Genomic DNA, 26,644 nt, shown 5'->3' with positions numbered 1-26,644 from the left:
GGCCCGGCTTCCGCCGGGGCTATGGTCCGCCGTCCGATGCTGCTCGCGATCGATGTGAGCAACACCCACACGAAGCTCGGGGTGTACGACCGCGAACGTCTCGCCCAGCACTGGCGGGTGCAGACGCTCGCGGAGCGAACGGCCGACGAGTATGCGGCGTTGCTGTTGGGGCTCTTCACGGCGGCGGGGCTCTCGCCGACGGCGATCTCGGGCGTCATCGTCTCGAGCGTGGTCCCGCCGATCAATCACACGGTCGAGGAGCTGTGCCGGAAGTTCTTCGGGCACGTGCCTCTGTGGGTCGGCCCGGGCACCAAGACCGGCATGCCGATTCTGTCCGACAACCCGAAGGAGGTCGGCGCCGACCGCATCGTGAACGCCGTGGCGGCCTACGAGCGCGTGCACACCGCCGCCATCGTGATCGACTTCGGGACCGCCACCACGTTCGACTACGTGACCCGCAAGGGCGAGTACCTGGGCGGGGTCATCGTGCCGGGCATCGGCATCTCGCTCGAGGCGCTCGGCTCGCGCACGGCGAAGCTCCCGAAGGTGGACCTGGTGCGGCCGCCGCGCGTGGTCGGCAAGAACACCGTGCACGCGATCCAGTCGGGCGTGGTGAACGGGTACACGGCGCTCGTCGACGGGTTGGTGGCGCGCATCCGCGAGGAGAACGATGCCGACGCCCGCGTGCTCGCGACCGGCGGCTTCGGCGCCCTCGTCGCCGGCGGGTCCACCACGATCGAGACGGTCGACGAGTTCCTGACGCTCGAAGGCCTGCGCATCATCCATATGCGCAACTGCGCACGCAACGGAGGACAGGATGGCAGTTGACGATCCGCGCAAGCTCCGCAACGTGGCCGTCGTCGGGCAGGGCGGCGTCGGAAAGACGCTGGTGTCGGACGCGCTCCTGTTCGCGGCTGGCGGGGTCACGCGGATCGGCCGGACGGAGGACGGCTCGTCGGCCTTCGACATCGAGCCCGAGGAGCAGCGCCGTCGCAGCTCGATCACGGCGGGGTTGCACCACTGCGCCTGGAAGAAGATCGACCTCAACGTGATCGACACGCCGGGCTACTCCTCGTTCCTGCACGACTCGCGCAACTGCCTGTACGCCGCGAGCGGCGCCGTGTTCGTCCTCGGCTCGGGCGGGGGCGAGATCAAGGTCGAGGCCGAGAAGCTCTGGCGCTGGTGCGAGGAGCTCGACCTGCCGCGGATCGGGTTCGTCACGCGGCTCGACCGCGAGCGGGCGCGCATCGACAATGCGCTCGAGGACCTGAAGAGTCTCGGCGCGAAGCCCGCGGTGCTCCAGGTTCCGATCGGCGCCGAGGGGGAGTTCAAGGGCGTCGTCGACGTCCTGTCCGGGAAGGCGTGGGTCTACCAGGGCGACGCGGTCCAGGAGACGCAGCCGCCCGCCGATCTCGCCGACGAGATCGCCGCCGCGCGCGATCAGCTGGTCGAAACGATCGCCGAGGCGAACGACGACCTGCTCGAGAAGTACCTCGAAGGCACCGAGCTCTCGCCCGACGAGCTGCGGGCGGGGCTGCGCGAGGGAACACGTACCGGCAAGTTCCTGCCGATCCTGTGCGGCGCGGGCGCGAAGGGGATCGGCCTCCACGCGCTGCTCGACGCCACCGTCGATCTCCTGCCGTCGCCGGGCGAGCTGCCGCCGTGGAAGGGCACGAACCCCAAGACCGGCGACGAGATCGAGCGCGCGCCCGATCCGGCCGCGCCGTTCTCGGCGTTCGTCTTCAAGACGGTGGTCGATCCCTTCGCGGGCAAGCTGTCGGTGATCCGCATCGTGTCGGGGAAGGCCACGCCCAACCTCGACGTGCACAATACCTATCGTGACGCGCGGGAGCGGCTCGGGCATCTGCTCAAGCTCGAAGGCAAGAAGCAGAGCCAGGTGCCGCTGGCGATCGCCGGCGACATCATCGCGCTCGCGAAGCTGAAGGACACGGCGACCGGCGACACGCTCGCCGACGAGCGCAACCCCATCGTCTACCCGCCCACGCCGGATTCGCCGGCGGCGATCTCGTTCGCGCTCTCCGCCAAGAACAAGGCCGACGACGACAAGGTGATGAGCGCGCTGCACCGCCTGATGGAAGAAGACACGGCCCTACGCGTTCACCGCGACGAGCAGACCAAGGAGTTCGTCGTCTCCGGAACGGGTCAGCTCCACATCGAGGTCGCGGTCGAACGCCTGCGGCGCAAGTTCGGCGTCGAGGTCGAGCTGAAGGCGCCGAAGGTACCGTACCGCGAGACCATCAAGGGCACGGCTAAGGCGCAGGGCAAGCACAAGCGTCAGACCGGCGGGCACGGCCAGTACGGCGACTGCTGGCTCGAGCTGTCGCCGCTCGCGCGCGGCGCCGGCTTCGAGTTCGAGGACGCGATCGTGGGGGGGACGATCCCGCGCCAGTTCATTCCGGCGGTCGAGAAGGGCGTGCGCGAGATGCTGCCGCAGGGGATCCTGGCCGGCTACCCGATCGTCGACTTGAAGGCGAAGCTCTACTTCGGGTCCTACCACGACGTCGACTCCTCGGAGATGTCGTTCAAGATCGCCGCGCACCTGGGGTTCAAGAAGGCGTTCGAGGACTCGCGCCCGGTGCTGCTCGAGCCCATCATGCTGCTCAGCGTGACGGTGCCCGACGAGTTCATGGGCGACATCATCGGCGACTTGAACAGCCGGCGCGGTCGCGTGCTCGGCGCCGAGCCGAAGGGCATCGGCCAGCAGATGGTGCGCGCCAACGTCCCGCTGGCAGAGGTCCTGCGCTACGCGCCCGACCTCCGCTCGATGACGCAGGGGCGCGGCGACTTCGAGATGGAGCTCGCCCACTACGACGAAGTCCCCCCGCACATCGCCGACAAGGTCATCAAGGAAGCCCAGGCGGCCCGCGCCGAGAAACATGGCTGACAGCGAAGACGACCTCCTCGCGGAGGACGCCGCCGAGCGGGTGAAGAACGGCACGGCCGAGGACATCTGGATCCCGGTCGACTTCCTGCGCGAGGACATCCCGCCGCCCAAGGCGCCGCTGCCGAGCATCGCGGTGCAGATCAGCCGCATGAACGTCGTCGAGAAGGTGAAGCTCGCCATGCTGGGCGGGAAGGAGGCGCGCATCCTGCTGACGCACGACTCGAACAAGGTCGTGCGGCGCTACGTCCTCTACAACCCGCGCATCACCGAGCAGGAGATCGCGATGATCGCGCAGAACCGGCTGACCGACGAAGAGCAGCTCCGGACGATCGCCGACAAGAAGGAGTGGATGCGGAACTACCAGGTCCGCGTCGCGCTCGTGAAGAACCCGAAGACGCCGCTGCCGGCCGCCATCGGCCTGCTGCCGACGCTGATGGAGCACGACCTCGCGCGCATGGCGAAGTCGCGCGACCTGCCCGACGGCGTGCTGAACCACGCGCGCCGGCTCGTCCTCGAGCGCCGCGAGCGCAAGCAATGAGGGGTCAGTCCGCGTAGCCGAGCGCGCGGAGCCGATCGCGCTGCTCGGGCGTGGTCGTGGTCCGGGCAGCGCGACCGTACCCGTCGCCATCGACCTGGTGGGCGGCGAGCCAGCGGTCCAGGATCGCGCCCAGCTGCGTGGCGACGGCGGGCGCGTCGCGCGCCCGATCGGTGCGCTCACCGGGGTCGGAAACCACGTCGTACAGCTCGATCGTGCCTGCCTCGCGATCGAACGCGTCGTTGTGCCGAAAGGTGTGGAGGGTCCGGACGAGCTTCCAGCGGTCGTCTCGGAGCGCCACCTGCGTGCCCTTCACCTGCTCGAGGACGAGCGGCGCGGCCGGCGCATGCGATGCGACGAGGTCCCGACCCTGCATGGTCGGTGGCGGGGCGAGAGCGGCGAGCTGGAGCAGGGTGGGCGCGACGTCGAGGCCGCTCGCGAGATCCGAGCGCCGCGCCGGGGCGAGACGGCCTGGGGCCCAGACGAGCATCGGGACGTGCAGCATCTCCTCCCACGTGCCGACGTGCGAGAAATAGACACCGTGCTCGCCGAGCCCTTCGCCGTGGTCGGCGGTGACCACGAGGATCGTCCGATCCGTCAGCCCCCAGGCGACGAGGGTGTCGCGCAGACGGCCGACCTGGCTGTCCACCCACGACACCTCGCCGGCGTATTGCGCGCGGGGATACTCGAGGTCGCGCAGTCCTTCGAGGAACCCGGCGATGCCCGGACCATAGGGGAGCTCGCGGCGCAGCTCGGCCGCGGGTCGCTGCACGAGACCGACGACCTCGCGGTAGCGGCCCGGCGGGGAGGTGTCGGGCCAGAGCAGGAGACGGCGGGCCCCACGGCTGTTGGTCGTGAAACGCTGCTTGAGGTCGCGCAGGACTCCGGCATGGGGCCCGAGGTGGACGCGGAGCTTCGATAGGTCGTAGAGGGCCCAATCGAGCTGCACGCCGGCCATGGTGTCGTGAGCGGGATCGCGCGGATCGCCGCGGTAGTAGGTGCGGTCGAAGGGCGACGGCGGCGTGTAGGGCATGTGCGGATCCCAGAGGTGGATCCAGGCGAAGGTCGGCTCGCGGCAGACGCCGCGAATCCACGCGAGCGCGCGATCCGTCGTATCGTCGGCCCGCCGCGGGTGGGAGATGCGTTCGGGCGCCTCGAAACGTTCCAGCCGATCGAGCATGCGGCCGAGGACCATCTGGGGGCCGAGGTGGTACGCGCTCACGAACGCTGCGGTGTGGTAGCCCGCGCGCGCGAACTCGCCCGGCAGAGTGGCGACCTCGGGCGGTGTCGAATCCTTGTTCGAGAGCACGCCATGCGTCGCGAGGGGCGTGGAGGTGAGCAGGCTCACGTGCGATGGCAGCGTGATGCTCGCCTGCGCGTACGCGCGCTCGAAGAGCAGGCTCTCGGCGGCGAGTCGATCGAACTCGGGCGTGTGCACGCGTGCGCTTCCGTATGCCCCCAGATGATCGGCGCGCAGCGTGTCGACGGTCACGAGAAGGACGATCGGCGCCTCCTTCCCTTGCTCGGGCGTGCAGTCGGGGCGGCAGGCGGCGGCGAGGAGGAGCAGGACGAGGGCGCGGGTCACTCCGCGTACCCCAGCGCGCGCAGCTTCGCGGCGAAGCCGGGATCGCTCGTGCCCGCGACCGTGGCGGCGGCCGGCGCCTGGCCCCGCCAGAGCTCGAGCGCCGCCAGGAGCGCGGCCGCTTCGGGTGCGGCCTGGCTGCGATCGGTCTGCTCGCGCGGGTCGTGCTCGAGGTCGTACACCTCGTTGCGACCCAGGCGCGGTGTCTGCACGAGCTTCCAGCGCGCCGTGCGGAGTGCGACCAGACTGACCGCGCTGCCGTCGGGCCCGATCCCGCTCGCCGTCTCGACGATCGCCGGGCGTTCGTCGGGGGCGCCCAGGAGATCGCGACCCGGCAGGTGGGGCGGCACGTCGGTCCCGAGCACGCGGGCGAGGGTCGGGAAGAGGTCGATCCCCTGTGCGACGTCGCTGCGCCGCTGCGCCGGAATGCCCGGACCCGCCAGCACGAGCGGCACGCGGATCGATTCCTCGTAGAGATGCGAGCCGTGTGTGAGGCGCCCGTGCTCCTGGAACTCCTCACCGTGATCCGCGGTCACGACGATGATGGTGTCCCGGTCGAGACCGGCGCGGGCGAGCGCGGTCGTGAGCGCGCCGAAGGCGCGATCCCACGCCTGCACCTCGCCCGCGTAGCGGGTCCGGAGGTACGCCACCTCGTCGGCCGTCAGCTTATCGCCGCCGCTCCAGTTGATGCGATTGGCGGCGTCGCGCACCCAGCCGCTGGCGATCGCCGGGCGCACGCCGGTGGGCGCTGTGCGCGCGGCGGGCGGCGTGTAGGGATCGTGCGGCTCCATGTAGTGGAGGTACGCGACGAAGCGGTAGCCCTCGCGGCGCGGGAGCCAGGCGAGGAACGCGCCGTTCACCTCCTCCGCCGACGCCCAGTCGTGCCCGTCCGGATCCCACGGCAGCTCGACGACCGTCTCGAAACCCTGCGCGAGGTTCGTGCCCACCGAGACGAGCGGGTTCGCCGACGCGGCGAAGGTCGTGATGCCCGCGTGGGCCGCCGCCTCGGCCCAGGTCGTCAGGTGATCGGCCAGGAAGCCCCACCGCGCGTGAGCATGGTTCGCTCCGTGCTCGGCTTCGCCGACGGCGCCGTGCCGGCGTGAGGGCAGGCCCGTCATGATCGACGCGACCGACGGCAGCGTCCACGACGATTGACTGACGGCGGTGGCGAACACCGTGCCGCGGGCCCCGAGGGCATCGAGCGCCGGCGAGGCGCCGGGGCCCGCCCCATAGAGACCGACCGCGTCGGCGCGCAGCGTGTCGACCAGGAGCACGACGACGTTGGGCCGATCGGACGCCCTGCGCTGTCGTTCGAGCGCCGTCGCCTGCACGACCCGCACGCGGCTCCAGGCCGCGGTGCCCGCGACGGGCTTGCCGGGTGCCTCGGCCTCGACGGCGAGCGCGATCTCGACCGACCGCCCCGCGTACGCCGCCAGGTCGATGCGCTCGTCGAACCAGCGGCGGTCGCGACGATCACCGGCGGGATTCACCGTGCGCGTGAAGAGCGGCGTGCCGTCGACCGTGAGCGTGAAGCGCACGCCGGTGCGGGAATCGTCCCGCGTCTTGTCGCCGGCGACGCCGACGCCGAAGCGCAGCGCCGCGCGCTCGGGCACGGCGACGCGCACGCTCGTCTTGGCGCCGGGTGCGAGGACGAGGCCGGTGCGGGCGCCGTCGCCGCGGAGCGCGTCACCGGGGTCGACCAGCTCCCGCTCGCCGCCGCCGAGATCCGCATCGAGGTGCTGGACCACGTCCTCCACCGTGAGCGTCGGCCCCAGCGGCGCGTCGCGGTGGCAGGCGACGCTCGCCGCGAGCGCGAGCACGGCGAACAGACGTCGCGCGCTACCAGTTGAACGGACCACGGACCTCGCGCGCCCGATCCGCGCCGCGTACGGTGTAGTGGAGGACGAACGACTTGCGCGACGTGCCGCGGCGGCCGACCGGGGCGCCGCCGTGGATCAGCATGCCGTGCCAGAGCAGGACCTCGCCCTTGCGGGCGAGGAACTCGTGGCGTGCGAAGCGCGTCGCGAGGTCGTCGACCCACGATTGATAGGACGCCGCGGTGGTGGCGTCGACGGTGCGGAGGTTCGTCTGCGGGTAGTCGGTGAACCCGGGGAACATCCCCGCCCGGTGCGAGCCCGCGTAGATGACGAGCGGACCGCTCTCGGGCTTGATGTCCTCGCACGCGATCCATGCGCCGACGAGGAGGTTGTGCGGATAGATGTGGAAGACGGCCATGTCCTGGTGCAGGTGCTGCTGGCTGCCGGCCATGAAGTTGATGGCGGCGAACGGCCGTGCGCGGCGTCCCAGGATCTGGGTCACCGCGGCGCGCAGGCGCTCGCTGTGGAAGATCCGGTGGGCGGGCGCGTTCACGTAATGGAAGCCGTGGATGCGCCAGTCGGAGTGGGCGCGCATGCGGGCGCGCTGCTCTTGCGGGAGCCCGAGCAGAGTCGTGTGTGGCACGGCCCGGGGCGGGGCGTCGGGCGCATCGCGCAGATCGAGCAGGTCGAGGTTCGCGATCGGCGCCGGCGCGTCCCACAGGCCGTCGAGCGTCGTGATCATCGCGTCGATGTCGGCCGGTTCGAGGACGTCGCGCAGCACGACGTAGCCGTCGCGCACCCAACTCTCGAGCGTCGCGCGCTCGTCCGCGCTCCGGGCGCGGCGGATCGCCTCGTCCATCGCGTCGGGCTGGTCGAACCACGGGAGCCGGTTCGGATGGCGCTGCCAGGACGGCGTGCCGCCGAAGAGAAGGCTTCGCACTCCCCGTTCCAAGCCCGTGCGCGCGTGATGCAGGCGCGAGCGCATCCCGTACGGCAGGAGCAGCCCCACGCGCGCGCTTTTCTCACACGGGATTCAACCGGGCAACCGGCCGAGCGCGCGAAGCACGAGCTTGGGGAGCGCGAGCGTCGCGAGCGCGCCCGCGGCGGGACGGCTCGCGAGCGACGACGGCGCGGCGGCGACCGCGCGCGCAGCGAGCGCGAGCCCGGTCGTCCGGCGGTCCTCCACCGCCGCGCCGGCGTGGTACCACAGCAGCCGGGCACGCGCCGCGCTGCAGGAGAGGCGCGCGATCGCCGGCGTCGTCGGGTCGGCGTAGTGCTTGTCGACGACGGCGAGGCCGCTCTCGAGCACGCGTGCGCGCGCGGTGTTGCCCGCGTGGCGCCGGTAGTACGTGAGCTCGTCCCGCACCGCGACGACCGGGAAGAACCGCGCGATGCGCAGCCAGAGATCCCAGTCCTCGCAGCCGAAGACCGGAAGCCGCTCGTCGAAGGCGCCCGCCTCGTCGAGGGCCGACTGCCGCACCAGAACGGAAGCGAGGATCATGCGATTCGCTCGCATGAGCGCGGGGAAGATCTCGCCCTCGAGCGGGACGGGCGGCCGCCGGATGCGGAGCCGCGCCCCGGCCGCGTCGACGTAGCGCGCGACGGTGTAGCAGAGCCCGGCGTCCGGCACGGCCTCGAGCGCGGCCGTCTGGCGCGCGAGCTTCTCGGGATGCCAGAGGTCGTCGCCGTCGAGGAAGGCGACCAGATTCGACTTGGCGGCGGCGATGCCGCGATTGCGAGCGGCGGCGCGCTCGCGCCGCGCACCCGGGAGATAGCGGATGCGCTTGTCGGTGACGGCGCGCGCGGCGACCTCGGCGGTGTCGTCGGTCGAGCCGTCGTCGACCAGAAGCAGCTCCCAGTCGGTGAGCGTCTGCGCGCGCACGCTGGCGATCGTCTCGGGAAGCCAGCGGGCCTGGTTGTGGGTCGCGAGGACTATGCTGACGCGCGGCACGCCGTCACTCGACGTAGCCGAGCGCGCGGAGCTGGTCGACCGTCTCCTTCGACGGCGCCGCGACGTCGCCGGCGCGCGGGCCGTAGCGCTGGGCGAGGCGCCGGCTGGCGTCGTGCCACTGGTCGAGCTCGGTACGCAGAGCGGCCACGCGCGCGGGATCGGCCGCGGCGCGGTCGCGGCGCTCGCCGCCGTCCCTGCTGGCATCGAAGAGCTGCACGGCGGCACCGTCGCGGACCAGCACCCACGGCTCGCGGCGGATGCTCTCGAAGACCCGGCCCGTCGCGTCGTCGCTGTACTCCGAGAAGACGACGTCCGGGACCGCCGCGTCCGGGCGGTCGCGTGCGATGCGAGCGAGGCTCACGCCCTCGGCCTGCGCCGGGATGGGAAGGCCCACGAGGTCCAGGATCGTCGGCGTCACGTCGAGGAGGCGCGCCGGCGTCCTCACCCGCAGGCCCGCCGGCAGCCGCTGCGGGAAGCGGAGCACGAGCGGCACGTGCAGCGTCTCGACGTGCAGGTCCTCGTGCAGGAACGTGCCGTGCTCCTGGAACGCCTCGCCGTGGTCGGACGTGAAGACGACGAGCGTGTCGTTCGCGAGGCCGAGGGCGTCCAGCTTCGAGAGGAGCGCCGGGAGCGTGCCGGCGTCCATCTTGTTGATGCCGGCGTCGTAGAGGTCGGACACGTAGCGGACGTGCCGAGCGTCGGTCGGGTCGACCGGCTGCCAGAAGATCTTGTGCGCCTGCGGCCACCCCGAGACGCCGTCGCGAACCTTCGCCACCGCGTCGGCGATCGCGGGCACCGGGTCCGACGCCCAGCGCGCCGCCACCTCGGGCGGCGGCGTGTACGGATCGTGCACCTCGTAGGTGTGGAAGAAGAGGAAGAACGGCTGCCGGCCCCGCGCGTCGAGGAACGCGAGGGTGCGGCTCAACTGATCGCCGTGCTTGTAGACGTCGAAGCCCTGGCCGAAGCCGCGATCGCGGTGCATGTGCGCGCCGCCGGTGAATGCGGCGGTCGCGTAGCCCGCATTCTTCAGGACCTCGGCGAGCGTCACGACGCGCGGATTGAGGGCAGGCGCGGCACCGGCTCCCATCCACAGGGGAACGCCGTGCACCGACGGATAGAGGGAGGTGAGCATCGTCATGTGCGACGGCGTCGTCTTCGGCGACTGGCTCCACGCGTCCTCGAACACGACGCCCTCGGCCGAGAGGCGGGCGTCGAGCGCCGGGCTGATCGGGCGCCCGTAGCCGTACGTGCCCAGCCGATCGGCGCGCAGCGTGTCGATGGAGATGAGGACGACGTTCGGGCCGCGACCACGGAAGAGATCGTACGCCTGGGCGATCCCGCGGCTGCCCGCGACGAAGGCGACCAGGACGAGCGGCACGGCGAGCTCGCGCCACGCCGACACGCGGCGGCGCATCGCGGCCACCAGGAGCAGCAGCCCGACGAGCACGCCCAGCCCGATCGGCGCCACGTGGTCGAAGCGGTCCCAGAACGCGTCGGCGACCAGATGGCGGTAGCCGTCCTCGATCCAGCCCTGCGCCACGGCCTCGCGCCAGGCGTCGAGCCCGGCGACGCCGAGCATGCCCGCGAGCACGGCGAGCGTGCAGGCGATCGGCAGGGCGCGGCTCATGGCTCGTCGCGCTTGCGGACCGCGTCGCGCAGGCGGAGCGCGAGCCGCGCCGCCGGATGGGCGTAGATCCGCTCGAGCGTGTCGCTGACGCGCGCGAGCTCGTCGTAGACGAGCCCCAGCGCGTCCGGCAGATGGGCTTCATAGAGGGCCCGGTGCTTCTCGGCGAGCTGCCGCATGAGCTTGCCCGAGACGCCCGGCGCACGCGCGGCGCGCTCGCGACTGCGCGCCGTGCGGCGGTAGTAGGCGAGGACCTCCGGCACGCAGACGGCTCTCGTGCCCCGCCCCGCGACGCCGATCCAGAAATCCCAGTCCTCGGCGCTCTCGACGTATCGCGAGTCGAAGCCGCCGACGTCGGCCCACAGGCTCCGGCGGAAGAGACACGTCACGTGCACGGTGCAGCGGGCGAGAAGGGCGGGGAGCTCGAACGGCCCGGTCTTCCACACGCCCTGATGGCCGCCGACGAGCGCGACCCACGTATGCACCACCCCGATCGCCGGCTGCGAATCGAGGACGGGCACGGTCTTCGCCAGGAACGCCGGCGCCAGATGGTCGTCGGCGTCGAGCGGGAGGACGTACCGCCCGCGCGCGCGCTCGATGGCGAGGTTGCGCGCCGCGGCGGGCCCGCGGTTCTCGGTGCGGATCACCGTCACTCCCGGGCGCGTGCGGGCGCGCTCGAGGATGCGCGCCGTCTCGCCGTCGGTCGAGCCGTCGTCGACGACGACGTGCTCCCACTGCGTGAACGTCTGCGCCGCGACGCTGCCGAGCGCGTCGGCGAGGTCGCGCCCGGCGTCGAGCACGGGCGTCACGACCGAGACGACGGGATCGCTCATGCCGCGAGGTCGCGACGCAGCTCGGCCAGGCGCGGGAGGGCGCGGACCAGCCCGGTGACGTAGCCGAGCGCCTCGCGGCGCCGGCACTCGTGTGCGAAGCGGCCCGGATCGATCGGCTCGCGGGTGTCGTACGGCAACGCGGTCAGCGCGCCCCAGTACAGCCACCACAGGCGCCAGACCGCGCGCAGCACGCCGCGGTTGCGCAGGATGAAGACGGCGGCCGACTGCCCGCCGGCCCAGTGCCGCCGCAGCATCCAGCGCGGCGACAGCCGCTCGGGGACGACGTGATGGTCGACGACGGCATCCGGAGTGTACCACACGACGCCGCCCGCGTGCTCGAGGCGGTAGCAGAGGTCGGTCTCGTCGTGCACGAGCTGGTGGCGGCCGAGCGGGCCGACGGTGGACGAGAAGCCGCCGGCCGCGCGCGCGGCCGCGACGCGGAACGAGATGTTGGCGCCGAATGGATAGGTCGCATGGCCGTAGCGGACGGGCCCCGCGATCGGCCCGAGATCGTACGCGGAGAGCGCGGCGTAGATCTCGGTCGAGAGCCATGGCGGCGGCGCGCCCGCGAAGCGCAGCACGATGCGGCCGCCGACCGCCACCACCTTCGGATCGTCGTACGGCGCGACCAGCGCGGCGAGCCAGCCGGGGCGCGGCACGGCGTCGTCGTCGAGGTAGGCGACGACGTCACCGCGCGCCGCGTGCAGGCCACGGTTCCGCGCCACGGACAGGCCGAGCCGCGGCTCCTCGACGATGCGGACGGCGTCGCCGTACGTGCGGCTGACGTCGCGCAGCACCGTCGGCGTCGCGTCGGTCGAGGCGTTGTCGACCACGATCACCTCGCCGCCGCACGCGCGCACCTGCGGCAGCGCCGCGCCGACGGCGTGGGCGACGAGATCGGCGCGGTTGTGGGTGCAGATGACGACGCTCGCGACGGCCAACTCGGTTCGATCTACTGGGTGGCCTCGCCACGCGTCAAGCGCACGTGCCCGCGTTGCCGCTCTCCCGGGGACGTGCTACTCGCGGCGCCCGGTCGATGCGCATCTGGTTGCTGACGTCGGAGCTCCCGCCCGAGACCGCCGGCGGCATCGCGACCTACGTCGACGGCTACGCACGGCTGCTCGCCGCGCGCGGGCACGAGGTCACGATCTTCAACGGCGGCGTACCGAGCCGACAGCGTCGAGCCGCGGCCGGGATCACCGTAGTGGATCTAGGGGGCCGTGGGGTGCGCGACGATCCCAATCCCTACGACGTGCTCTCGCCGCCAGCCGCGATGAGCTACGAGATCGCGACGCGGGTCCTGCAGCACGCAGCGGACGTCGGAGCGCCGGGGGTCATCGAATCGCAGGAGTATCTCGCGCTGCCGTACTACCTCCTGCAGCGCAAGCTCACCGAGCGGACCTGTCTCGGCACGACGCCGATCGTCGTCCACCTTCACAGCCCCCGCTTCGGCATCGCGCAGGCGAACCAGGAGCCACGCTTCAAGCTCCCCGACTACTGGACCGGGCAGATGGAGAAGTTCTGCGTGGTCGCCGCCGACGCGCTCGTCTCGCCGAGCCACTACCTCGCGGCCTGGGTCCGGCGTGCGATCGGACGCGACCTCGAGATCGCGTGCGTGCCGTATCCCCTCGTGCTCGGCGAGCGACCGGTCGTCCGTCCGCGACCAGGCGAGCTGGTCGCCGTGGGCCGCCTGGAGCCGCGCAAGGGCGTGTTGCCGCTGGTCCAGGCGTGCGACCGCCTGTGGGACAGCGGCCACACGTTTCGGTTGACGCTCGTGGGTGGCGATCTGGGCTACGCACCACGGGCGACGACGGTTCATGGGTATCTGCGCAAGCTGTACGGACGTTGGTTCGCCGACGGCCGTCTCCGTTGGTCCGATGCCGTTCCGCGGCCCGAGGCGCTGCGGCTCATGAGCGAGGCGTGGGCGGTCCTCGTGCCGTCGGTGTGGGAGAACTTCCCGAACACCTGCATGGAAGCGATGGGGATGGGGCAGGTCGTCCTGGCGTCCACCGCCGGCGGGCAAGCCGAAATGATCGCCGACGGCGGCATCGCCGGTTTCGTGTTCGATTGGACGCTCGAAGGCGACTTCGAACGCAAGCTCGGCGACGTCCTCTCGCTCGACGCTGCGGGGCATGCGCGGATCGGGTCGGCGGCGCGCGCCCGGATCGAGGCGTTGTGTGCACCCGAGACGGTGTTGGCGGCACGCGTGGAGCACTACGAGCGCGCACGCGTCGCGCGCGAGACCCGCCGTCTCTTTCCGACGACGACGACACGACCGGCACCTGCGCCCGGCGCCGCCGCCGGCGAGCAGAGGGGCCTCCTGTCGATCGTGATTCCCTTCTACAACTTGGGCGCCTACCTGCCCGAGACGCTCGCGAGCGTGGAGGCCTCGACGTACACCCCGCGCGAGGTCGTGATCGTCGACGACGGTAGCGACGATCCAGCGAGCCGGGCGCTCGCGGAGCAGCTCGAAGGCGATACGCGCTACCGGGTCGTCCGGACGAGAAATCAGGGCCTCGGTCCCACGCGCAACGCCGGGGCGGCCGCCGCGCGCGGGGAATTCATCGCGTTCGTCGACGCGGATGACCTGGTCGAGCGCGAGTTCTTCGGTCGGTGCGTCGACGTACTCCAGCGGTTCGAGAACGTCGGCTTCGTGTACTCGTGGGTGCGGTACTTCGGCACGCACGCCGGGATCTGGCCGACGTGGAATGCCGAGCTGCCCTATCTCCTCGGGCACAACATGCTGAACCCGTTCGTGGTCGCGCGCCGCGCGTGGTTCCTCCGCCACGGGCAGAATCGGAAGGAAATGGAGCACGGCCTGGAGGATCACGAATCGTGGCTGCGGCTCGTCCTGGCGGGGGCGCTGGGCGTCAGCCTTCCTCACGCGCTCGTCCGCTATCGGATTCGGCCGGAGTCGATGTTCCGCCAGATGCGCTCCGACGCCTTCCTCTACTCGCACGAGATGCTGGCGAACCTGCATCCCGACGTGTACCGCGAATGGGGCCCGGAGCTCACGAATCTGCTCAACGCGAACGGACCGAGCTGGAAGTGGAACCATCCCGACGTCGAGCCCGACCTTCCGTGGGGCGTGTCGTCTCGATACGACGCCGAGCTGGGCGGTCGTCTCGTCGAGCGCTTCCGGCGCTCCGCCGCGGGCCGGCTCCTCCTCCGATCGGCGAATCTCAGGCGGGGCGTGCGGCGATTGCTCGGCGTGTGACGGCGGGGCTCGTCAGATTGACGTGGGCGCGCTTTTCCAGCATCTGCGCCATGACGTGACCGCTCGCAGCACCGTCGCGCCCGTCGAGCGCGATTCCACGCAGACACGCGCCGACGTGGCGATCGCCGTGCGGGGCCTCGGCAAGCGCTACATGCTCTACGATCGGCCACACGAGCGGCTGAAAGAGCAGCTCCTGTGGCGGTTCGGACGGACGTTCGGACGCGAGTTCTGGGCGTTGCACGACGTCACGTTCGAAGTCGGACGCGGGGAGGCGGTCGGGATCGTGGGACGCAACGGCAGCGGCAAGAGCACGCTGCTGCACATTCTCGCCGGGACGCTCGCGCCCACCACGGGCGAGTGCCTCGTGACGGGTCGGGTGGCGGCGCTGCTGGAGCTCGGGAGCGGTTTCAATCCGGAGTTCACCGGCCGGGAGAACGTGTTCCTCAACGGCGCCGTCCTCGGCATGCCGCGCGCCGAGGTTGCGCGCCGGTTCGACGACATCGCCGCCTTCGCCGACATCGGTGAATTTCTGGACCAGCCCGTGAGGCTGTACTCGAGCGGCATGATGGTCCGGCTGGCCTTCGCGGTACAGGCCCACGTCGACGCCGACGTCCTGATCGTCGACGAGGCGCTCGCGGTGGGTGACGCGTACTTTCAGCACAAGTGCATGCGGCGCATCCGCCAGCTCGTCGACCGGGGGACGACGTTGCTCTTCGTGTCGCACGCCACCGACGCGGTGAAGCGTTTCTGTCGCCGGGGACTCTGGCTCGATGGCGGCGCGCTGCGGTACTTCGGGGAAGCGGGTGTCGCGGTGGAGCGCTATCTGGCCGACACGCGCATGCGCGAGGCGCAGAACGGGGAGATCGTCTCCGAGGCAGCGGTCGAGACGTCCGCCGGAGCCGCCCGGTCCGCCGTGCCGCCGGACGACGCCGTGCTCCCGCAGCTCGCCGGCGATCTCGATCTGTCGGCCGACGGGCTCTTTCTGCGCGGCATCTGGCCCTGGTTCACGCTTCGCGAGGGCGAGGCTTTCGGTCGCTACACGAACGACCCTCGCGCCCTTGCCGCCTTCCGGACGGCGGGAACGCTCCTCGAGCTGACCTTCGGGTGCGGCCCCGACGCGAGCCCGGTCGACGTGAGCATCGACGGCCAGCCCCGTCGCACCGACCTCCATGCGATCACCGCGCGTCCCCAGACCTATCGCTTCGCGCTCGCACCGGGGCCGCACATCGTGGCGATCGCCCCCGCCGAGCGCCCGGGTGCTCGGGTCACCCTCGTGTCGTGGCTCGGCGGGCGCGTTCACGCCTCGCCGGCGCTCGCCTTCCGATCGGACCCGCGTCTCGGCTCGACCGACAGCGAAGTCGGACGGTACGGAAACGGGCGAGCCCGGCTCACGGCCGTCGAGGTCCTCGACTGGGTCACGCAGGAGCCCGTGTCCGAGATCGCCTTCGGCCAGCGCGTGCGGCTGCGACTGCATGCGGAACGGCTCGCACCGGTCAGCGGTCGGATCGAGTTCTCCTACATCGTCCGCGATCGCAATCGCGTGGACATCCTCGGGACGACGACCATCGACGAGCGCGTGCGGCTGGACGCATCGGCGTCACGGCTCGTGGTCGAGTTCGCGTTCGACGTGCGGCTGGGTCCCGGCTCGTACTCCGTTCTGGCTGCGGTCGTCGAGTGCTCCGAGGACCTCACGCGGCGCATTCCGATGGATCAGATCGACATCGCTGCGGTGTTCAACGTGGGCGGGGATCCCCAGCGTCCGGTGTGGTACGTCTACCACGAGCCCGTCGCGGTCGCCGCGGCCACGTTCGAAGGGGATGCCCCGCATGGATGATCCGCGGGTCGACGGCCTGCGCCGCCTGGGGGCGCGCATCGGGCAGGCCGTGTTCCTCGGCGCGGACGTGTACGTCGAGCCCGATTTTGCTTCGCTGCTCACCATCGAGGACGGCGTCGTGCTCGCTCGCGGGGTGTCGATCCTCCTCCACGACTCGGCGCTGAACAACGCGCTGGGCGAGCCGGTGAAGTTCGGGCGCGTCGTGCTGCGGTCGGAGTGTTACGTGGGCGCCAACGCGACCATCCTGTGCGGCGTCGAGATAGGCGCGCACGCGGTGGTCGGCGCCGGGTCGCTCGTCACCTCCGACGTCCCCGCCGGCGCCGTCGCCTATGGGCATCCCGCACGCGTCCACGGGACCGCGGCAGCACTGGCGGCGAAGCACCGCCGGCTCCGCGAGACGAGCGACCGTTTCCACTATCTGGACATCGAGCCGTGGCGCGAGCATCGTTCCGGAGACGCGCTCACGCGTGCGGTCGAGAAGATCGGGACCTTCGTCGGCCGCATACCGGACCGGAAGAGCCGTTCCTGAGGGTGACCCCGACGCGGCGCGTTTGCGTGTGCCTCGTGGTCGACCGCGTCCCGCCCGTGGATCGGATCGGAGGGGTCGAGCGGTACACCTACGATCTCGCGCGCGGCCTCCACGAGCTGGGCCACGAGGTGCACGTCGTCGCGCGCGGGAGCGTGCCGATCCGGCGCGACGGGCTTGGGTTCACGATCCATGGGATCGCACCCACGGATCTGGACGACCGTATCGGGTTCTCGTCGCATCCCGTGTGCAGCACGAACGCCCGCTTCGCAGTGGCGGCCGCCCGGCGCATCGCCGCGCTGCAGAGAGAGGGCATCGCGTTCGACGTCGTGCACGCGTCCAACTGGAACGCGTGTGGGTTGGGCGTGCTGTGCGCGCGTCTGGCGCCGCTCGTCCTGATGCTCGTCACCCCACTCAGCGAGATCATGGGCGGCCACGGCTGGGAGCCGACCGACGATCTCCGCCACGCCGTCGCGCTCGACCGCTGGCAGGTCGAGAACGCCGACGCAGTGTGCTGTCCGTCGTGGGGTGTCCTCGACGTGTACGAGGAGACGATGGGCCTCTCGCTGCGGGGCCGACCGACCATGTACCGCACGCCCCTCGGGGTCGCTCCCACGCCGGCGTCGCCCGTCGCGGGAAGAGGGCGGAAGCGGCTGCTGTTCGTGGGGCGTCTCGAGCAGCGCAAGGGCATTCACGTCCTGCTCGCGGTGCTCCCGCGGCTGCTCGCCGCCCATCCGGATTGGGAGTGCGACCTCGTCGGCGACGACAGTGTCGTCGCTCCTGGGACGGACGCGACGTTTCGCGCGACGTTCGAAGCCGGGCCGGTCGGATCATGGAGGGATCGCGTCCACTTCCGTGGGCCGGTCGCGGATCAGGAGCTCGCGCGCTTCTTTGCATCGTGCGACGTCTTCGTGGCGCCGTCGCTCTTCGAGTCGTTCGGTCTCATCTACCCGGAGGCGATGCAGTACGGAAAGCCGGTGGTCGGGTGTCGCACCGGTGGCATTCCCGAGGTGGTGCGCGACGGCGTGGACGGACTCCTGGTGCCGCCGGACGACGCCGAGGCGCTGGCGGGAGCGCTCGACCGTCTCATGTCGGACGCAGCGCTCCGCGAGCGCCTGGGCGACGCGGCGAGGACGAGCGTGCGGGAACGCTTCGACCACCGCGCGATGGCGGCCGGGCTAGTCGCGGTCTACGAGCGCGTCGCAGCGGGCGGGCGCGCGGGTCGACGCGCACGCCTCGGCCGATCGAGCGATCCTGCCGTCGACCGCATCCTCGAAACGATCGCCGCACACGTGGCCGGCGTCCCGGCTGCCGATGGATCGACGGCGGTCCCGCTTCGCACGCATCGCATTCGCGAGTTGCTCGAGGGTGCTCGCACCGAGCCGATCGGCGGCCGACTCGCCTGGCTGAAGAAGCTCGTCTGCTGGTTCACCGCGTCGGCGTTCGACCGACAGGCGAAAGCGCAGGAGGCGCTGCTCGCCGCCCTCGTGGAGGTCGAGCAGGAGATGGCCCGACTGCGCATCGACGAGGGCGAGGTGGAAGGGAGCAGACGTCCGACGAGCGGCTCCTTTGACGCTTCGGAAATCGTGACGATGAAGCGCCGGTGAGGAGCGACGCATTTTCGACGCCCGGTCGCGATTCCAACGCGCCGAGCCTCGTCGCCGAAGGGCCGCCGAGCGGACGGTGCTGTGCGGTGGTCCCGGTCGCGTCGTGCGAAGCTCTCCGCCGGATCGCGAGGAATCGCGCACGACGCCGTGAGGGTCGATTCGGCGCCCGCCGTGCGCGATCGGGCCCGTCGGTTGCTAGGATGCCCTTCCGCCTTCTCGTCGGTCTCCTGGTGCTCGTGTGCGCGATGCCCGCGGTCGCGCGAACCCGTTTGCGCGACTGCAAGCAGGTCTGCGCGCCCGCGATCCAGACATGCATCGACGGCGGCGGACGTGCCCGGAAGTGCAAACGCACGGTCCTGCGGAGCTGCCGAAAGAACGGGCTCTCGGTCTGCACGAAGCCGCAGTCGGTGGGCACGTTCGCCACGGCGCCCGGCGGCGTGGACGTCGCGGGGTGTGGGACGTTCGACTCGCCCTGCGCGACGATCCAGTACGTCGTCGACAACCTGATTCCGCGAGGAACGGCGGCCACGATCAAGGTGGGTGTCGGGGTCTTCGACGGGCAGACGCCGTGCGACGCGGGGACCGGTGCGGACCACGCCGTCGTGTGTGTGGTGGACAAGTACGCCACGATCCTCGGAGGGTTCGTCCCGCCGAATTGGGACACGCCGACCGGCGATCCGAGCGACACGGTGATCGATGCGCAAGGGCAGGGACGGGGCGTCGTCGCCGTCCACAGCGGACCCACCCATCCGGCCGCCGGGATCGAGATGGACGGTTTGACGATCCAGAACGGCATGGCGCACGGCCAGGCGGGCACCAGTGTCGCTCAGACGTGGGCGTTCGGCGGAGGCATGCTTTCCGGGACCTGCCCCGTCACGTTGCGCAACATGATCTTCCGTAACAACACGGCCGTCGGCGGCACCACGAGCCAGGCCGACGGTGGACGCGGCTCGGGCGGTGGCCTGGCGCTGACCGGGACACCAGGGACCACGTCCCCCGCGACGCTCACCAACGTCACCTTCGACGCCAACACCGTGCACGGGGGCGACGGTCAGGAGGCCGGCGGCTACGCGCTCGGTGGCGCGATGATCACGTTCGGATACGGCGTGAGCGCCGATGGCCTCGTCTTCACGAACAACACCGCGACCGGCGGCAACTCGAACGGCGACGGCACCGCCGGAACCGACAAGGCCGACGCGCTCGGCGGCGCGGTGGCGATCGAAGTGGACAGCTCGGCCGATCTCCGGCACGTCACCGCGAGCGGAAACGTCGCGATGGGCGGCAATGCGCTGAACGGGGATGGCGGCGGCGCGTTCGGCGGCGCCTTCTTTGCGGAGCTGGGAACACTCACACTGACCGACGCGGCGCTGGTCGGCAACCTGGCCCACGGTGGCGACGGCACGAACAGCGTGGGCGACAGCTCGATCGCGCAGGGCGGGGCGATGATGGCAACCATGACGGCGCTGACGCTCGATCGCGTGGCCTTCGTCGACAACGAGGCGCGAGGGGGCAACGGCGCCGCGTACGGTGGCATTTCCGAGGGCGGCGGTGTGGCGATTGCGATCGGGTCGCGGGACGGCGTCGATCTGCCTTTCACGATAAGGAACAGCGTCATGGCGAGCAACCGGGTATCGGTGGGCTCGGGCACGCTCGCGGGCGGTGGGGGCGGCGCGATGTGGATCCAGGGCGCTACCGGAACGGTCGAGCATGCGACGATCGCCGACAATCACCTCGGGGAACCCCATCTCCTCGGTGGCGGGGTCGGCATCCTGCCGCTCAACGGCTTCCAGACGCGTGCGGCGTTCAACAACTGCATCTTCGCGAACCACAACTCGCCGGCGACCCAGCCGGGCGTCTACACGAACGCGGCTCTCTGGGTGGCGCAGAACGCGACCGCCGACGTGACGCGCGTGCTCTTCGCCAACAACATCCACGACTCCAACGCGGGAATCTGGGACGTCCTCAACGTGCCCTCGGGAACCATCAACCTGAGCGGGGTGGTGACCGCGCCGAACGCCGGGTTCGTCTCGAGCGGCGACCCGGACAACGACTACCATCTCGCCGCGGGATCGCCTGCGGTGAACCAGGCCGGACCGAGTGGCGTGGCGGTCGACCTGGACGGTGCCGCGCGACCGTCCGGGCCTTCGCCCGACCTCGGGGCGTACGAGTTCACTCCCTAGTGGCGGGGTCGCCGGGGCGGTTCTTCAGGGGGCAGCTCCGGCAGACTCACGATCCTCGGTGTCCGGCGAGACCGCCACGACGGATGGCCACCTCGCAGGTCGTTCGTGCCGCGCGACGAGCACCTCTTCGAAGATCGCAACGGTGATGAGGACGCTCAAGAAGTCGAACATGCTGGCGAAGCGATCGCAGTCCATGAGCATCGCCACGTGCATGGCGACCGTTCCCAAGTAGCCGATCGCGAGGACGAGAACGACCGCCGACCTCGCACCGCGCGCACGACCTCGGAACCGGACGATCCATACGAAGTAGAGGCCGAGCGCCAGGAGGAAGCCGAGAGAGACGACGGCTCTCCCCGGTCGAAGATAGGCGTGGCCCGCCCGAGCGAAGAGGGCCGTCGTGGGCGTGTCGCGACCCCGGGGAACGAAGGTCCAGTGGGGCAATCGGGACGCAGCCTCGCTCCGACTCAGGGCCTCCATGTTGCCGACGTGGCCGACCTCCACGTCGAACCAGAAGAGCAGGGCTGAGCGGTCGTCGACCGTGGCGGGCCCGAATCCACCGAAGGCAACCGCACTCTCGCCGATCTGCGAGACGTGGAGCCACGGATCCTTGGCGATCTGCTCGTCCAAGATGCGCCTCGCCAGGTCCTCGGCCTCTCGTGGGTCGAACCTGTTGCTGAACCGCCACAGCCATTCGAAATCGATGTGATCGTATTCGAGCATCTCGTTCACTCGCGCGAGCGTCGGCATCGATGAGTCAAAGGGCCGGTGCATGTTCTTGTACATGACGAGAACTCGATTCGTCGAACTGAAGAACGACGGCCGTCCATATGCCGCCCAGTTTCGCCAGAGCCACGGCGTGACGATGATGGACGTGATCGTGACGGTCAGGAGCACCGGGCGGAGATACTCGAGACTGCGCCTCAGGCGACCAACGTCGCCGCACGTTCCGTTCGCCGGTCGCTGCAGAAGACATGCGCCCCCGGCGATCGCGGCGCCCAGCGCGACCACGTTGGCGCGCGTCAACGTGCAGACGCCGAGCACCACGCCGAACGCGACCCAGCCGACGGAGCCCCCTGGTCGAACGAGGCACGCGAGCCCGACCAAGACGAGGAGCAGATAGAGGGTGAGCCCGAAGGCTTCGGCCATGATCGCGTGCTCGTTCAGCAGGTAGACGGGGTTGAGCGCGAGGAACACCACCATCACCCATGAGATCAACCGGGAGCCAAGGACCTTGCCGATCCCCCATCCGATCGCGGCCGTGGTGAGGCCAAGCACGCTCTGCAGGAGGACGATCGAGTCCGAACGCCACCCCACGAGCGGCGAGGCGAGTGCCAGCAGCGTCGGGTATCCGGGTAGTCGGACGTCGCGGAGCCCCGCGCTGAAGAAGTCCAGGTCGCGGCGGATGTCCTGCGCGGCCTTCAAGTAGTCCCAGGAGTCGTTCGTGAGGAGCGCAGGAAGGTCCCGGTAGAGAACCCATCGCACCCCGACCGCGGCGACCACCAGCAATGACACGAGCAAGATGTCGGTCGTCGAACGGCGCGACGTCACGCCTGCGAGTCCTTCCGACACGCGGTCCACGTGGCGACGACGAGTAACCGCGTGCTCATGCTGCGCGCTCGCGCGCGGGATATCACATGTGGACCGATGGAATCGAGCGGTGGCGTGCACGTTGCCCTCACCGGATGGCTCTGGTATTCCGCGCCGAAGTGCCCCCGAAGGTGGATAGCCTGCGTTTCGCGCGCGGCACGGCGGCGTACCTGCGATGGCCTCGGTGACCTCCATCCCCATGCGGGCCGACACGGCCGAAGGCGACGCGAGCGCGCACGAGCCCACGATCATCTCGTCGCTGCCGCCGCCGCCACCACCGATCGCCGAGCTCCCGACGCACCTGAACCAGCTCTACCAGCATCCGGCGCCGCGCTTCCTGTGGGACGAGCGCGGAGGGTTGCGGCTACAGGTGAAGCGCGCGCTCAACTTCGTGCTCCGGTTCGTCGGTCGCTCCCAGGAGGCCTTCAACCGCGAGGTGCTCGACGTCCTCACGTTGCTGATGGCCGAGGTACGTGCGCTCCGCCGCTGGAGCGAATCGCTCGCGGCGCCGCCCGGAGAGCGCCCGCTCGATCCGATCGTCCAGGAGCTCGCGACGCTCCGCCAACGCGTCGCGCACCTCCAGGCGCTGTTCTCGAGCGAGATCGTGGACGCGGGACGTCACCGCATGGAGCGGCTCGGCGAGATCGACTCGGCACTGCGCGACATCGGAAGCCGCATCGACGGGCTCGCCAGCCAGGACATGGCGCTCTTGCGTGAGTTCCGCGAGGGCTTCATGAGCCACGCCGACTGGATCACGGTGCTGCAGCGAAAATACCAAGGCGTGTCGCTCGAGGCGCGCGAAATCTCCCAACCACCCGCCGACTGGCCCGAGCCGCGCATCGTCGATCCCGAGGCGTACGCGCGGCGCCTGAAGGACATGGGAGCGGCGGTGCGGGCGAACCTCGGCTGCGGCGAAAAACTGCTCCCGGACTACCTGAACGTCGACCTGCGCGCGCTGCCGGGGGTCGACGTCGTCGCCGACGTGCACCGCCTGCCCTTCGAGGCGGGCTCGCTCGACGAGATCGCTTCCTCGCATCTCGTCGAGCATTTCCGCGAGCACCACGCGCGCACCCGATTGCTCCCGTACTGGAAGAGCCTTCTTCGACCGGACGGCCGGCTCCGCATCGTGTGCCCGAACTGGGCGGTGATGCTCGAGCGCGTGCGGGACGGGCAAATGACCCTGCAGGAGTTCAAGCTCGTCACGTTCGGATGGCAGGACTACGAAGGGGACGATCACTTCGCGATGTTCACGCCGGAAACGCTGCGCGACCTCCTGGTCGACGTCGGATTCCGGCACGTGGACGTGCTCGTCACCGGCCGCATGAACGGCATGTGTCCCGAGATGGAGATCGTCGCTCGCCAGTGACGAGCATCGCTCCGCTGTGATCCATCACGTCATGGAAGCGCTCGACGTCGGCGACGGCGTGACCAACGTCGCCCTCGGCACGGCGGCCTTGCTGCGCGAGCTCGGCGAGTCCGGCACGATCCACGCCCCGGCGAAATGGGTCGCACCGTCGTTGCTCGGCGAGACCCGGCCGCGGCACGACGTGCTCGCCCATCCCGAGGGAGGCCTCCTGTTCCACTACTGGAACTACAACACCTCGACCTGGACCGTACACGCGATCCACGGGAGACGGGCGATCTATTTCCACGGCATCACCCCACCACGTTTCTTCGCCGCCGGATCCGAGCTCCATCGCATGACGTCGGAGGGCTATGCGCAGCTCCGCCGCCTCGTGAACTGCTTCGATCTGATCATCGGTCTGTCGCGGGACGCGCTGGCGACCGTGTGTGGCTTTTTGAGTCGCCCGCGGCCCGCGCTGCACATGTATCCGGTCATCGACCCCGACGAGGTTCGTCGGGATCCGGTCGATGCGTCGCTGCTGACCCAGCTCGAGTCGAGCGGCGACGTGAACCTGGTGTTCGTGGGGCGTGTCGCGCGCAACAAGCGTCACGACCAGCTCCTCCGCCTCTTCGATCAGTACCACGGGCGAAACCCCCGCTCGCGTCTCTTCCTGGTCGGGAACGACGCGGCCGATCCCGCGTTCCGGGCCGAGCTCGAGCAGCAACGCCTCGCCCTGCGTGCGCCCGAGCGCGTCGTCTTCACCGGCAAGGTGAGCGACGCCGCACTCAACGCCTATCAGCGGGGTGCCGACGTCTTCGTCTGCGCAACGGAGCACGAGGCGTTCTGCATTCCCGTCGCGCACGCGATGGCGCTGGGCGTCCCGGTCGTTGCGCTTCGGGCGACGGCCGTTCCCGAGACGCTCGGAGGCGGGGGCATCGTCGTCGACCGGTGGGACCCCGCGTCGGTGGCGGACATCGTGGATCGGCTGGTGCGCGATCGGATGCTGCGGGCGAGCGTGGTCGTGCGGCAGCGCGAAGCACTGCGGCGGTTTTCCGCCGCCGAGGTGAGGGCGCGGCTGGCTGCAGTCGTGGAGTTTCTGCGCTCGGGCACTTGGAGCCCGCTGTTCGCGTGGTCGCACGCGCTCGGCGGCGAGGACGGCGGAGCACTGCATGCAAGAGCATGAGGACGGGCAGGGCGCCGAGACGCGCACCGGCGCGGCGGCAGCGCTGCCGATACCGCCGTCGAACGGGGGACGGGTCCTCGACGGCATGGCGCAGGAGGGACCCGACCAGCTCGTCGACGCCTACGACGGCGGATTCGCCGAGGCGATCGCCATGGGCGGAGAGGTGTACCCGACCTTGTCGCCGCTGCTCCTCGCGAGCCACGAGCGCCGCGTCGCGCTGCTCGAGGCGCTGCCGGTCGGGGACCTCTCGACCAAGGTCTGCGTCGACTACGGCGTCGGATCGTGGGGCTTCGGGCAGATCTACCCGAAGCTCCGGCACTGCGCCTACGCGATCGGCATGGACATCTCGCGCTCCGCGCTCGAAGCGTCGGCGCGGGTTTCGGCCGAGCATCGGTGGCCGTACGGCAACAACTACATGTACATCACCTCGCGGGGAGATCGCTTCGCCCTGGACGACGCGAGCGTCGACCTGTTCTTCGCCGGCGAATGCATCGAGCACGTCGAGAACGTCGAAGCGTTCCTCGACGAGATCCATCGCGTCCTGCGACCGGGCGGGATGCTCGTGCTGACGACGCCGAACGCGGATGGCTACCTCTATCGCCTCCGCGGCGAGCGGTACTGCCCGAGCGTCGAGCACCTGTCGCTCATGGGTTGGGGAGAGCTGTCGGCGTACCTCGCGCCGCGATTCGACGTCGTCGTCGCACACGGATTCAATGCGAGCGTTCAAGAGGACTGGGACGCCTCCATCACGGAGCCGGCGTTCATCAAGGCCTGGACCGAACAGTTCCAGGACCGGCCCGACCTGGCGACGAGCATCGTGCTGCTGGCACGCCGTCGGGACGCCTATCGGCGTCCGCGCTATCTGCAACAGACGTATCATCACGAGTCCAAGGCCATCGCCTACGAGGGCCGGTGGGAGATCGCGCCGCTGCACCGCACGATGACCGCCCGCCGGGGTATGGATGCGGACGCCTCGTCGCTCGCCTTCGACTTCGAGGGGACCGACCTGCTCCTCTTTCTCTGGTCGCACGACTGGAGCGGGTACGCCTTCATCGAGGTCGACGGCATCGGCGCGGACGTGCTCAATCTCTACGGCTCGCAGGGTGGCTTCCGCCGGGTCCATCTGCGCGGGCTGGCCCCCGGCAGGCATCGCCTGACCTTGCGGGGTGGCGAGATCCGCGACCCACGCAGCCATGCGAACCAACTGATCTTCTACCAGGCGATCGCGTACACCCGTGTCGACGACCAAGGGGAAAGCATGAGCTCCAGCGCGCAGGACGTTCCCGCCAACCACAACTTTTCCACCCGGCCCGCCCGGTTCGGCGTCATCTACACGACCCCCGCGCACATGACGGCGCCCGAGCGAGTGCTCGTCTATTCGTTGGTCCTGGGCCTGCGGCCGCAGCGCTGCCTCGAGATCGGGACCCACAAGGGTGGTTCGGCCCTCATCATCGGCGCCGCGCTCGACGACCTCGGCGCGGGGCGACTCGTCTGCGTCGATCCCCAGCCCCTCGTCGCGCCCGAGCACTGGGCGCAGGTGAGCCACCGGGCGACCATGATAGCGGGGCCTTCGCCGGCCGTGCTCCCCCAGGCGATCGAGTCGGCCGGAGGGCTGTTCGACTTCGCGCTCATCGACGGCGACCACGAGTACCCGGGGGTGGTCCGGGACATCGAGGGGACGCTCCGCGTGCTCGCGCCGAACGCCTACATGCTGTTTCACGACGCCAACTACTTCGAGGTGGCGCGGGCGATCGACGAGATGCTGTGCAAGCATGCCGACCGGCTGGTCGACTGCGGGATGCTCTCCGTGCAGCAGACGCCAGAAGATCGCGTCGTGTCCGGTCATCCGGTCATCTGGGGTGGCCTGCGCCTCGTGCGCTATCACAAGCCCGGGTGACGGACCGTCCGACGCATGGTA

The 26,644-nt window shown here is 70.4% G+C and carries 19 protein-coding genes and 1 pseudogene; 12 read left to right on the top strand and 8 right to left on the bottom strand.

What is annotated here, in order from left to right:
• The first annotated feature begins 36 nt into the window (after positions 1–36).
• From VMS22_06800 to VMS22_06790, 3 genes are read left to right on the top strand one after another with little or no spacing between them, the layout of a single operon-like run.
• Positions 37–828 (top strand): type III pantothenate kinase, encoded by a 792-nt coding sequence (locus VMS22_06800; protein ID HXJ33735.1) that lies wholly within the window; start codon positions 37–39, stop codon positions 826–828.
• Positions 818–2,905 carry an elongation factor G gene (fusA, locus tag VMS22_06795; protein HXJ33734.1) on the top strand — a complete coding sequence of 696 codons (2,088 nt, stop codon included), beginning with the start codon at positions 818–820 and terminating at the stop codon, positions 2,903–2,905. The genes VMS22_06800 and fusA overlap by 11 nt, the downstream gene beginning before the upstream one ends.
• Positions 2,898–3,443, top strand: a complete 546-nt coding sequence (locus tag VMS22_06790) for a hypothetical protein (GenBank protein ID HXJ33733.1) — start codon at positions 2,898–2,900, stop codon at positions 3,441–3,443. The genes fusA and VMS22_06790 overlap by 8 nt, the downstream gene beginning before the upstream one ends.
• A 4-nt stretch (positions 3,444–3,447) precedes the next feature.
• Here the strand turns inward: VMS22_06790 and VMS22_06785 are convergent, their stop codons facing one another.
• The 7 genes from VMS22_06785 to VMS22_06755 all read right to left on the bottom strand — a co-directional run bounded on the left by VMS22_06785 (position 3,448) and on the right by VMS22_06755 (position 12,188).
• Positions 3,448–5,025: a sulfatase gene (locus VMS22_06785; protein ID HXJ33732.1), complete on the bottom strand. Its 1,578-nt coding sequence runs from the start codon at positions 5,023–5,025 to the stop codon at positions 3,448–3,450.
• Positions 5,022–6,881 (bottom strand): sulfatase, encoded by a 1,860-nt coding sequence (locus VMS22_06780; GenBank protein HXJ33731.1) that lies wholly within the window; start codon positions 6,879–6,881, stop codon positions 5,022–5,024. Before VMS22_06780 ends, VMS22_06785 begins: the two co-directional genes overlap by 4 nt.
• Complete coding sequence (locus tag VMS22_06775) at positions 6,862–7,779, bottom strand: phytanoyl-CoA dioxygenase family protein (GenBank protein HXJ33730.1); 918 nt, start codon at positions 7,777–7,779, stop codon at positions 6,862–6,864. Before VMS22_06775 ends, VMS22_06780 begins: the two co-directional genes overlap by 20 nt.
• A 93-nt stretch (positions 7,780–7,872) precedes the next feature.
• Positions 7,873–8,790: a glycosyltransferase gene (locus VMS22_06770; GenBank protein ID HXJ33729.1), complete on the bottom strand. Its 918-nt coding sequence runs from the start codon at positions 8,788–8,790 to the stop codon at positions 7,873–7,875.
• Between the two features lie 4 nt (positions 8,791–8,794).
• The gene (locus VMS22_06765) at positions 8,795–10,417 is read right to left on the bottom strand and encodes a sulfatase (GenBank protein ID HXJ33728.1); all 1,623 of its coding nucleotides are present in this window, start codon (positions 10,415–10,417) and stop codon (positions 8,795–8,797) included.
• Positions 10,414–11,247: a glycosyltransferase gene (locus VMS22_06760; protein ID HXJ33727.1), complete on the bottom strand. Its 834-nt coding sequence runs from the start codon at positions 11,245–11,247 to the stop codon at positions 10,414–10,416. Before VMS22_06760 ends, VMS22_06765 begins: the two co-directional genes overlap by 4 nt.
• Positions 11,244–12,188, bottom strand: a complete 945-nt coding sequence (locus VMS22_06755; GenBank protein HXJ33726.1) for a glycosyltransferase — start codon at positions 12,186–12,188, stop codon at positions 11,244–11,246. The genes VMS22_06760 and VMS22_06755 overlap by 4 nt, the downstream gene beginning before the upstream one ends.
• Before the next feature lie 95 nt (positions 12,189–12,283).
• Here VMS22_06755 and VMS22_06750 point away from each other — a divergent pair, with 95 nt between their 5' ends.
• From VMS22_06750 to VMS22_06725, 6 genes and pseudogenes are all read left to right on the top strand, one after another.
• Complete coding sequence (locus VMS22_06750) at positions 12,284–14,464, top strand: glycosyltransferase (protein ID HXJ33725.1); 2,181 nt, start codon at positions 12,284–12,286, stop codon at positions 14,462–14,464.
• Between the two features lie 151 nt (positions 14,465–14,615).
• Positions 14,616–15,233, top strand: a pseudogene (locus VMS22_06745) (ABC transporter ATP-binding protein).
• 69 nt (positions 15,234–15,302) lie between these two features.
• Complete coding sequence (locus VMS22_06740) at positions 15,303–16,298, top strand: Wzt carbohydrate-binding domain-containing protein (protein ID HXJ33724.1); 996 nt, start codon at positions 15,303–15,305, stop codon at positions 16,296–16,298.
• Complete coding sequence (locus tag VMS22_06735; GenBank protein HXJ33723.1) at positions 16,291–16,827, top strand: acyltransferase; 537 nt, start codon at positions 16,291–16,293, stop codon at positions 16,825–16,827. Before VMS22_06740 ends, VMS22_06735 begins: the two co-directional genes overlap by 8 nt.
• A gap of 56 nt (positions 16,828–16,883) precedes the next feature.
• A complete protein-coding gene (locus VMS22_06730) occupies positions 16,884–18,431 on the top strand; it encodes a glycosyltransferase family 4 protein (GenBank protein ID HXJ33722.1) in 1,548 nt (515 codons plus the stop codon).
• Between the two features lie 200 nt (positions 18,432–18,631).
• Positions 18,632–20,611, top strand: a complete 1,980-nt coding sequence (locus VMS22_06725; protein HXJ33721.1) for a choice-of-anchor Q domain-containing protein — start codon at positions 18,632–18,634, stop codon at positions 20,609–20,611.
• A gap of 24 nt (positions 20,612–20,635) precedes the next feature.
• Here VMS22_06725 and VMS22_06720 read toward each other — a convergent pair whose 3' ends face one another.
• Complete coding sequence (locus VMS22_06720) at positions 20,636–22,159, bottom strand: hypothetical protein (GenBank protein HXJ33720.1); 1,524 nt, start codon at positions 22,157–22,159, stop codon at positions 20,636–20,638.
• Positions 22,160–22,373: 214 nt separating this feature from the next.
• On the opposite strand from VMS22_06720, the gene VMS22_06715 reads away from it, so the two are divergent.
• Genes VMS22_06715 through VMS22_06705 form a run of 3 tightly spaced genes read left to right on the top strand, consistent with a single transcriptional unit; the run spans position 22,374 to position 26,623 of the window.
• The gene (locus VMS22_06715) at positions 22,374–23,564 is read left to right on the top strand and encodes a methyltransferase domain-containing protein (GenBank protein ID HXJ33719.1); all 1,191 of its coding nucleotides are present in this window, start codon (positions 22,374–22,376) and stop codon (positions 23,562–23,564) included.
• A gap of 16 nt (positions 23,565–23,580) precedes the next feature.
• Entirely contained in the window at positions 23,581–24,726 is a 1,146-nt protein-coding gene (locus tag VMS22_06710; GenBank protein HXJ33718.1) for a glycosyltransferase family 4 protein, read from the top strand.
• Positions 24,713–26,623, top strand: coding sequence for a class I SAM-dependent methyltransferase (locus VMS22_06705; GenBank protein HXJ33717.1), 1,911 nt, complete (start codon positions 24,713–24,715; stop codon positions 26,621–26,623). The genes VMS22_06710 and VMS22_06705 overlap by 14 nt, the downstream gene beginning before the upstream one ends.
• Positions 26,624–26,644: the final 21 nt, after the last annotated feature.

It is taken from the genome of Candidatus Eisenbacteria bacterium, from assembly GCA_035577985.1.
Classification (GTDB): domain Bacteria; phylum Desulfobacterota; class Binatia; order DP-6; family DP-6; genus DATJZY01.
Note: the sequence above shows the minus strand (reverse complement) of the source record. Positions and strands in the feature narration are given on the sequence as shown.

Excerpts from the sequence above, each read along its gene's own strand:
- VMS22_06750 (HXJ33725.1), top strand. The coding sequence starts at position 12,284 with ATGCGCATCTGGTTGCTGACGTCGGAGCTCCCGCCCGAGACCGCCGGC.
- VMS22_06705 (HXJ33717.1), top strand. The coding sequence starts at position 24,713 with ATGCAAGAGCATGAGGACGGGCAGGGCGCCGAGACGCGCACCGGCGCG.
- VMS22_06725 (HXJ33721.1), top strand. The coding sequence starts at position 18,632 with ATGCCCTTCCGCCTTCTCGTCGGTCTCCTGGTGCTCGTGTGCGCGATG.
- fusA (HXJ33734.1), top strand. The coding sequence starts at position 818 with ATGGCAGTTGACGATCCGCGCAAGCTCCGCAACGTGGCCGTCGTCGGG.
- VMS22_06765 (HXJ33728.1), bottom strand. The coding sequence starts at position 10,417 with ATGAGCCGCGCCCTGCCGATCGCCTGCACGCTCGCCGTGCTCGCGGGC.
- VMS22_06715 (HXJ33719.1), top strand. The coding sequence starts at position 22,374 with ATGGCCTCGGTGACCTCCATCCCCATGCGGGCCGACACGGCCGAAGGC.
- VMS22_06735 (HXJ33723.1), top strand. The coding sequence starts at position 16,291 with ATGGATGATCCGCGGGTCGACGGCCTGCGCCGCCTGGGGGCGCGCATC.
- VMS22_06760 (HXJ33727.1), bottom strand. The coding sequence starts at position 11,247 with ATGAGCGATCCCGTCGTCTCGGTCGTGACGCCCGTGCTCGACGCCGGG.
- VMS22_06800 (HXJ33735.1), top strand. The coding sequence starts at position 37 with ATGCTGCTCGCGATCGATGTGAGCAACACCCACACGAAGCTCGGGGTG.
- VMS22_06740 (HXJ33724.1), top strand. The coding sequence starts at position 15,303 with ATGCGCGAGGCGCAGAACGGGGAGATCGTCTCCGAGGCAGCGGTCGAG.
- VMS22_06790 (HXJ33733.1), top strand. The coding sequence starts at position 2,898 with ATGGCTGACAGCGAAGACGACCTCCTCGCGGAGGACGCCGCCGAGCGG.